Here is a 7,589-nt window from a genome sequence, read left to right as displayed (position 1 = left end):
TGGTATAATTCTGGTATCATTCTAACTTGATAGGTCGTCTTGACAATTTCTGACCTATCTTTTTTTACCATAATTCGCTCAATTTAATATATATCAAGGTTTACGGGGCGCTTGTCGCCCCCCCAGTGAGGTAACCCTAAAGCAATTAGGGATTCCGCAATCGAGATACCATCACAAGAATTAAAAATAGCAAACTTCAGGCCATTAGCTATCCCTTGTTGGAGGGATTGTTTAATCTCATTAATTCCTAGAGAAGCATCAGGAGCAATATGTAATTCTCCACCAGTACAGGCAGTTTCATTACTATGTCCAGCAAAGAATAAAATATCCCAACCCCTAGGATTAGCAATTTCCTGAACAATTTCCTGCTTAAGATTAGTAGAGTCTTTTCCTGGTTGCCAACCAATAAATTTTATTTCAGCTAGCTTAGACAGGTGAGCTAACGCTTTGCGGTCTTCTTTAAAGTCTAATCCTTTTTCATCACCCAAGATAGCCAAAACTCTGGCTCTGCGACGGATTGAAGGAATAATTTTATCATGACTAATCCCAGCATGGATAGTATTAGAAACCCGAGCAATCCGGATAGTTCCGAATCCCGATAAATTCGTCCTAGTAGTAGTACTAATTTCCCAAGCTTCCCAAGGTAAGCGAGTTAATTCAGGACAATTACAGGTGAGGAGAATATCAACCCAATACCGACGATTAATAGACGAATCCGTAGCTGCCTTAGCAATTTCCTCACGAATTTCATATAACTCTCCATCCCGTAACCAACTATGAAATATTGATAAAAACCTAGCTTCTGCTTCCCGCAACAGGGCAGCTGGATCCTTCTTAACTGTAAGTCTACCACTTTTTGGGACTTTACCTCGCAAATTTTTGTAACAATTAATGTAAGCCTGTTTCCAGTCTTGGTAACCTTGATCAAGGTCTTGAGGATAATCTACTATGGCAGCAATAGTCTTACCATTTTCCCAAGATAACTCAAAGTTACATCCTGACTTGATTTTGATGACTTTAAGGTGAAAAATTTTACTTTTCATGTTACTTATAGTAGTCAGCAGTCAGCGGTCAGTGGTCAGCGGTCAGCGGTCAGCGGTCAGCAGTCAGCAGTCAGCAGTCAGCAGTCAGCAGTCAGCAGTCAGCAGTCAGTGGTCAGCCGTCAGCTTATTTTATTCAAAAGCTTTTCGGTGTAGCTTGGCCTACGGCCAATGGCTGATAGCTGATAGCTGTTCGCGTAGCGTGCGCGTAGCGCTTAAGCTGATAGCTGATAGCTGATAGCTGATAACTCATAGCTGATAGCTGATAACTGATAGCTGATAGCTGATAACTCATAGCTGATAACTCATAGCTGATAGCTGATAGCTGATAACTGATAGCTGATAACTGATAGCTGATAACTGATAACTGATAGCTGATAGCTGATAGCTGATCTACCTACTCCCTTTAAATTCAAACAACATCGAGGTTTGTACTGTTTCCTCAGCAGTGGTAATTGTAGCTAGAAACTTTTCATGATTAGCTCCCACAAACTGAGTAAATAAATAGTCATCATCAGTGGTAAATTCCTGTTGATCCAAGACCATGGTAAAGTCAGTAATACGCAATTTTATCCCCGAAGGTGGAGTATTACCTGGGCTAGCTCCCAGGATTAGCACTATAGTCCAATCTCCCTCTGGTTCAGACTGGGGTAATTGCCAAGTTACAGCATAAAGGCGCAGTGGAATTCCAGCTAGTTTAAAATCTCGATAACTACGAACAGCGGCAGCAGGAATTTCGATATCAATAATAGTTATAATCTCAGCTAATTCTTGGGCTGGGGTAGGACGAAACCGCAATGCTGGGGAAGGTGCTGGTAATAGCTGCCAAGATAACTCTTGAGCTAGGTCATCAATTTGATTATATAACCATTGTCCCACATTAATCGCTCGTTGATTCAGGATTTCGATTACGTCTCTAACATAATTAGGCTCGCGCTGTGGTATCTCTGGTAAAGGAATTTCCTCAGGAGATAGACATTGTAAATCCAGTAGTAAGTCGTCTCCACTCATAGTAAACCTAGATAAAGGGAGCTCGTAATTATGATCAGAGCCAACAGCTAGATTACTAATATCTTTGACTAGCTGGTCGTATCGATTTACGCCTTTAATCCCAGCAATACCTAAGTCATCATCAATGGCAATCACCACATAAAAATGAGCAGTAAATTGGGGAATAGTAACAATCCCTTGAGGCAGATTTACCAACGGGTCACTAAATCCCAAGCTAGGAATAAGGCAAATCTTAAAATCTCCTACTCGTAGATTACACACAGCATTAATAACTTTAGCAATAGCTTGAGATAATTCCGAGTTTACTAACTCATTAGCTGACCGTTCTACCCGTAAACTTGGCTCTCGTTTTGCCAGCCAATCTTCAAAGACTAGTAAGGCTAACTCTTGGAGATAGATAGCTAATATTCCTGATTTTTCTGCCATCTGGTTAGCTATATCCAGGGCTTTTTGTTGTTGCTCTAATTCCAGCGTTAGGGTTTCCGTTAATGCTGGGAATGAAATCATTTCTGTAGATGTATTTAGCATTTTTTTAGTACAGCAGTTTTCAATTGGGTGAGGTACAAATTATTGGGTTTTAGGGAGCAGGGAGCAGGGAGCAGGGAGCAGGGGTTAGGGTGTGGGGTGTGGGGGGTAGGGAATCGGGAATCGGGAGTAGACCATGATTGAGATCCCCCTAAATCCCCCTTAATAAGGGGGACTTTTGAATATAATCCCCCCCCCTTTTTTAAGGTAATTTTGAATATAATTTTCCCCTTTTTTAAGGGGCGTATTGAATCTACTTTGTCCTTTTTTAAGGGGCGTATTGAATCTACTTTGTCCTTTTTTAAGGGGCGTATTGAATCTACTTTATCCTTTTTTAAGGGGCGTGTTGAATCTAATCCCCCCCTTTTTTAAGGGGGGTTAGGGGGGATCGATGAACAGGGAATCAGCAACGCCAAAATTCCAATAAAATTCCCACACCCCACACCCCACACCCTACTCCCTACTCCCGATTCCCTTTTTTAATAAGTCACATAAGGTGCGAGAAAAATTACTAGACAGTTTGTATTGGTTTTTAACAAAGGTCTCCTTCCTAGCTGCAGTCATAATCCGGTTAATTTCTTCCTCTACAAACTGACTAATTCGTTTGTCTAATTCCTTAACCTCTTGTGCAGAAGCGTAGGCTTGGCCTAACTCCACAAGTTGCTGATGTAATCTTACGGAAGTGCATCTAGCAATATCAGCCCGAAAAGCTTTCAGGTCTAGCAAGCGACTGACTTGATATTGAGCAGTGAAGCCGATTTGGGCAGCAATCTTAGTCATAGTAACATGCTGACAGTGAAATAAATCTAGTGCTTCTAAAAATTGCTGATGTTTTGGCTTTTGTTTACGACTTAGATAAGCAACGCGGTTTTGTATAACTTCTTGAATAGCAGTAGTTAAACAATCCTGTAGTAATTGGTCATAGGCAGCTAATACTTCGTTTTCTTCCTGATTATTACTCCTATCATCAGCTGCTAATTGATGCTCAAATTTTCCTAAAGCTTGAGTGGGCACATTCCGGCCATGATTCCGTTTATAGTCTCGAATTAGCTGAGCTAAGGTTTGTAAATCAGTAAGCACTGCTTCTGGAGATAGTTTACCTATCAGCTGTAATTGCTCTTTGGTAGGAATTGGGTAGGGAGTTGTGAGTTTACCTAAGCCTTGTTGTTGTCGTTGTTGGTTAATTTGATTACGCTCTGCTTGCAGTTGACCTACATAAATCGTTTGATAACTTTCTAATAACTCACGATAGTGGTTAATTTCCTGAGCAGTTAGCTGATGAAACTCCGATAGAATCCGGTTTAGTTTACCAGGAGTAGTTTGTTTCAGTAATAACCAATCGGTTACCTGCTCAATTCCATAGTAGAGTAAAAATTGTTTAACCTCCTTATTGGTTTTAACCAGTCTTTTTGTCCAGGAAAATAAGCTACTTTTATTTGGATCAAAGGTTTGTAACGTATAGGTAGTTATAGAATTATCTACCCCTAGTTTAGGGCCTTGATCGGGCTCAGGATAACGGTCAAGGACTAATGGCAGTAGATCATCCATGGTAAAATTATGGTGCTGACCAAATTGCTCTACTAACTGATAACAAACCTCTTTGATTTGCTGAGAAACTAAACAACGTAGACAAACCTCGGCCAGCTCAAGGTCCTCGTCTTGGGTGTGATAACTTTGCCACAGTCTGCTAATCAGGGCTTGGTCTATGGTGTCTTCACCTGTAGACAAGGTAAGAGCTTGGGCACTGATAAATTCCTTAGCCTCTTCTATGGGTTTAGTTTGATGTTGACCCAAACGATTAATATAATTGAGTGTCCAGTATTTGGCTAAGCTGGTTTTCATGAGGGAATAGGGAGCAGGGAGTAGGTAAGAGGCAATAGGCAAGAGGCAAGAGGCAATAGGCAAGAGGCAAGAGGCAAGAGGCAAGAGGCAAGAGGCAAGAGGCAAGAGGCAAGTGCGTAGGGTGCGTTAGGGGCGGACTTGCCCTAATTTTCGGCTCGAGCGCCAGGGTTGGGATAGTCGGCCCCGTAACGCACCACTTGCCCTAATTTTCGGCTCGAGCGCCAGGGTTGGGATAGTCGGCCCCGTAACGCACCACAGGGTCAAAAAGCAAAGTGAGATGCATCCTAGCAATCTCCGCCGACAAGGGAACCAAATCTTACTCTTACCTATCTGGTAACTATCCGACCCTATGCATTTTGTGGAAAAAATTGGGCTTGAAGTGTATAAGTGAAGGGTAGGAAGTAGGTCTGAGGAGTATTAGTGTTTTCTTGTATAGTCAGGTACATCTAAATTTTATTCCCGACTCCCTACTCCCGACTCCCTGCTCCCTAATTCTGCTGTGGTGCGTTACGGGGTGGGCTATTTCAACCAGGCGCTCAGTGCTTGAAAATCCATCCGGGTTAGCCCACCCCTAACGCACCCTACCCTTGCCAATAATTGCCTAGGCTGAGGAATGTCTCAGATTTAGGTAAATAGGTTATGATACCACATCCTATTAAACTTAAACAGGTCTTGTTTTTGGGACTTTTCACTCTCTGCCTTACCCCTGGGCAATTCCCTGTTCTGGCTAGATTCCTGAATTTACCAGTACTGGATCAGGCACAAAGCACTGTTAGCCTAGAGCAAGAAGGGAGTTTAGCCCCTGGTGATGCCTTTGTTGAAGTAGACAGTAAGCAGGCAGAGGCGGACAAACTATTTAAGCAAGGACTTCGTCACATTGGTGACAGTGAGTTCCGAAAAGCATTAAAGTCTTGGCAGCAAGCATTGGTGATTTATAAACAAATCCCAGACCGCGAGGGTGAAGCTAACTCCTTGGGTAATATGGGTCGTGCATACGCTAATCTGGGAGAGTACAAACAAGCAATTAATTATTACCTACCATCGATAGCTATTGCTAGGCAAATTCGAGACCGCGAGGGTGAAGCTCGCTCCCTGACTAATCTGGGGTTTGCATACGGTAATCTGGGAAACTACAAAAAAGCCATTGATTACCACCGAAAATCTTTAGACATTTTTAGGGAAATCCGAAACCGCCAAGGTGAAGCTCGCTCCCTGAGTAATCTGGGTAATGCATACGAGAGTTTGGGAGACTACAAAAAAGCGATTGATTACCAGCTACAATCGATCACTATTGCTAGGGAAATCGAAAACCGCGAGGGTGAAGCTGGCTCCCTGGGTAATCTGGCTAATGCATACCGTCATCTGGGAGACTACGAAAAAGCGATTGATTACCAGCTACAATCCTTAGCTATTAAACGGGAAATCGCAAAGCCCCGGGGTGAAGCGTATTCCCTGGATAATCTGGGTATTGCATACGGTAATCTGGGAGACTACAAAAAAGCGATTAATTACCACCGACAATCCTTAGGGATTTTTAGGAAAATCGGACACCGCAAGGGTGAAGCTCACGCCCTAGAGAATCTCGGTATTGCATACGGTAATCTGGGAAAGTACAAAAAAGCAATTGATTACCACCAAAAATCCATCGCTATTGCTAGGGAAATCGGACACCGCAAGGGTGAAGCTTACTCCCTGAATAATCTCGGTGCTACTTTCTTAGAAAACAATCAACTAGAACAGGCAAAAAATCACCTGTTTGATGCCATTAAAATTTGGGAAGATATCCGCCAAAACCTGGGTAATCAAGATGATTGGAAGGTTTCTATTTTTGAAGCACAAGCTCGCAGCTATCGTCTCTTACAACAGGTTTTGGTTGCTCTAGGGAAGCCAAACCAAGCCTTAGAAATTTCCGAACAGGGTCGCAACCGCGCTCTGATTGATTTATTAGCGGCACGGTTATCTGAACGTCGTCAAACTAAAGCTCCTACTCTTGAAGACATTAAAATAATTGCTCAACAACAACAAGCAACTTTGGTTGAATATTCGATTGTTAAGAACCAGATTTATATTTGGGTGATTGCTCCTACTGGTGAGATTACTTTCCGTAGTAATACATTACCCCAAGATACTTCTCTGGCGGAACTAGTCAAAGTCAGTCGTATGCAGATTGGTGTCAGAAGTAGAGGTGAGAAAAATGCTGCTTCACTACCAAACCCTAAACTAAATACTAACAATAGTAATCTACTACAACATCCCCTACACCAACTCTACCAACTGCTGATTACTCCGATTGTTGACTTATTACCAATAACGGCATCAGACCGTATTATTTTCATTCCTCATCAAGAACTATTTCTGGTTTCCTTTGCTGCTCTGCTAGATGATAACGGAAAGTATCTAATCGAAAACCATACCATTCTCACTGCTCCTTCGATCCAATCGTTGTGGTTCACCCGTAAACATTGGCATCGAGTCCAACACAGCCGGGGAAAACCATTGATTGTCGGTAATCCCACCATGCCTACGATTAAAATAGGACTGGAACAAAAACCGTTAACCCCTCTACTGGGTGCAGAAACAGAAGCATTAACTATTGCTCAATTGCTCAATACAAAAGCTCTGATTGGTTTGGAAGCAACAGAACCAACCATTGTGCGGAAAATGGCCAATGCTTCGGTTATCCATTTCGCTACCCATGGTTTACTGGATGATGTCAATGGTATTGATTATCCCGGTGCGATCGCATTAGCACCTGACGAACCAGACCATGATGGCTTTCTCACCAGTCGTGAAATTATGATCAGTGACCAACACCGGAAACCCCCCTTATTGAAAGCAAGGTTAGTGGTCTTGAGTGCTTGTGATACTGGTAGGGGCGAGATAAAAGGGGAAGGAGTAATTGGTTTATCCCGTTCCTTGATTGCCGCAGGTGTACCCAGTTTGGTGGTGTCCTTATGGAAAATACCTGATCATGATACGGTCAAGTTGATGAGGGAGTTTTACACTAATATTTACACCCACGAATTTGATAAAGCCAAAGCCATGCGAGAGGCGATGTTATCGATGCTCAAGGATGGAGATGGTAATCCAGACCCGAAAGCTTGGGCGGCTTTTACTGTTATTGGTGAAGCGCGGTAGAGAGTTCCCGACTCCCGATTCCCGACTCCCTCG

5 protein-coding genes are annotated in these 7,589 nt (G+C 42.8%); 2 read left to right on the top strand and 3 right to left on the bottom strand.

Annotated features, from left to right (window positions below):
- Nucleotides 1-83 precede the first annotated feature (83 nt).
- Entirely contained in the window at nucleotides 84-1,043 is a 960-nt protein-coding gene (locus F6K63_RS26915; protein ID WP_287313574.1) for a hypothetical protein, read from the bottom strand.
- Here F6K63_RS26915 and F6K63_RS26910 point away from each other — a divergent pair.
- Nucleotides 1,023-1,196, top strand: coding sequence for a hypothetical protein (locus F6K63_RS26910; RefSeq protein WP_158026648.1), 174 nt, complete (start codon nucleotides 1,023-1,025; stop codon nucleotides 1,194-1,196). The two genes, F6K63_RS26915 and F6K63_RS26910, sit on opposite strands and share 21 nt — an antisense overlap.
- 237 nt (nucleotides 1,197-1,433) lie before the next feature.
- Here the strand turns inward: F6K63_RS26910 and F6K63_RS26905 are convergent, their stop codons facing one another.
- Nucleotides 1,434-2,579, bottom strand: coding sequence for a DUF1822 family protein (locus F6K63_RS26905; RefSeq protein ID WP_287313572.1), 1,146 nt, complete (start codon nucleotides 2,577-2,579; stop codon nucleotides 1,434-1,436).
- 450 nt (nucleotides 2,580-3,029) lie between these two features.
- Entirely contained in the window at nucleotides 3,030-4,523 is a 1,494-nt protein-coding gene (locus tag F6K63_RS26900) for a hypothetical protein (protein WP_287313570.1), read from the bottom strand.
- A 534-nt stretch (nucleotides 4,524-5,057) separates the two neighbouring features.
- Here F6K63_RS26900 and F6K63_RS26895 point away from each other — a divergent pair.
- Nucleotides 5,058-7,556, top strand: coding sequence for a CHAT domain-containing protein (locus F6K63_RS26895; protein ID WP_287313568.1), 2,499 nt, complete (start codon nucleotides 5,058-5,060; stop codon nucleotides 7,554-7,556).
- The last annotated feature ends 33 nt before the right edge of the window (nucleotides 7,557-7,589 follow it).

The sequence above is a fragment of the Moorena sp. SIO1G6 genome (genome assembly GCF_010672795.1).
GTDB lineage: Bacteria > Cyanobacteriota > Cyanobacteriia > Cyanobacteriales > Coleofasciculaceae > Moorena > Moorena producens.
This window is presented reverse-complemented; position numbering and strand designations above follow the sequence as displayed.

Coding starts and splice junctions, on each gene's coding strand:
- F6K63_RS26915 (WP_287313574.1), bottom strand. CDS start 1,043: ATGAAAAGTAAAATTTTTCACCTTAAAGTCATCAAAATCAAGTCAGGA.
- F6K63_RS26905 (WP_287313572.1), bottom strand. CDS start 2,579: ATGCTAAATACATCTACAGAAATGATTTCATTCCCAGCATTAACGGAA.
- F6K63_RS26895 (WP_287313568.1), top strand. CDS start 5,058: ATGATACCACATCCTATTAAACTTAAACAGGTCTTGTTTTTGGGACTT.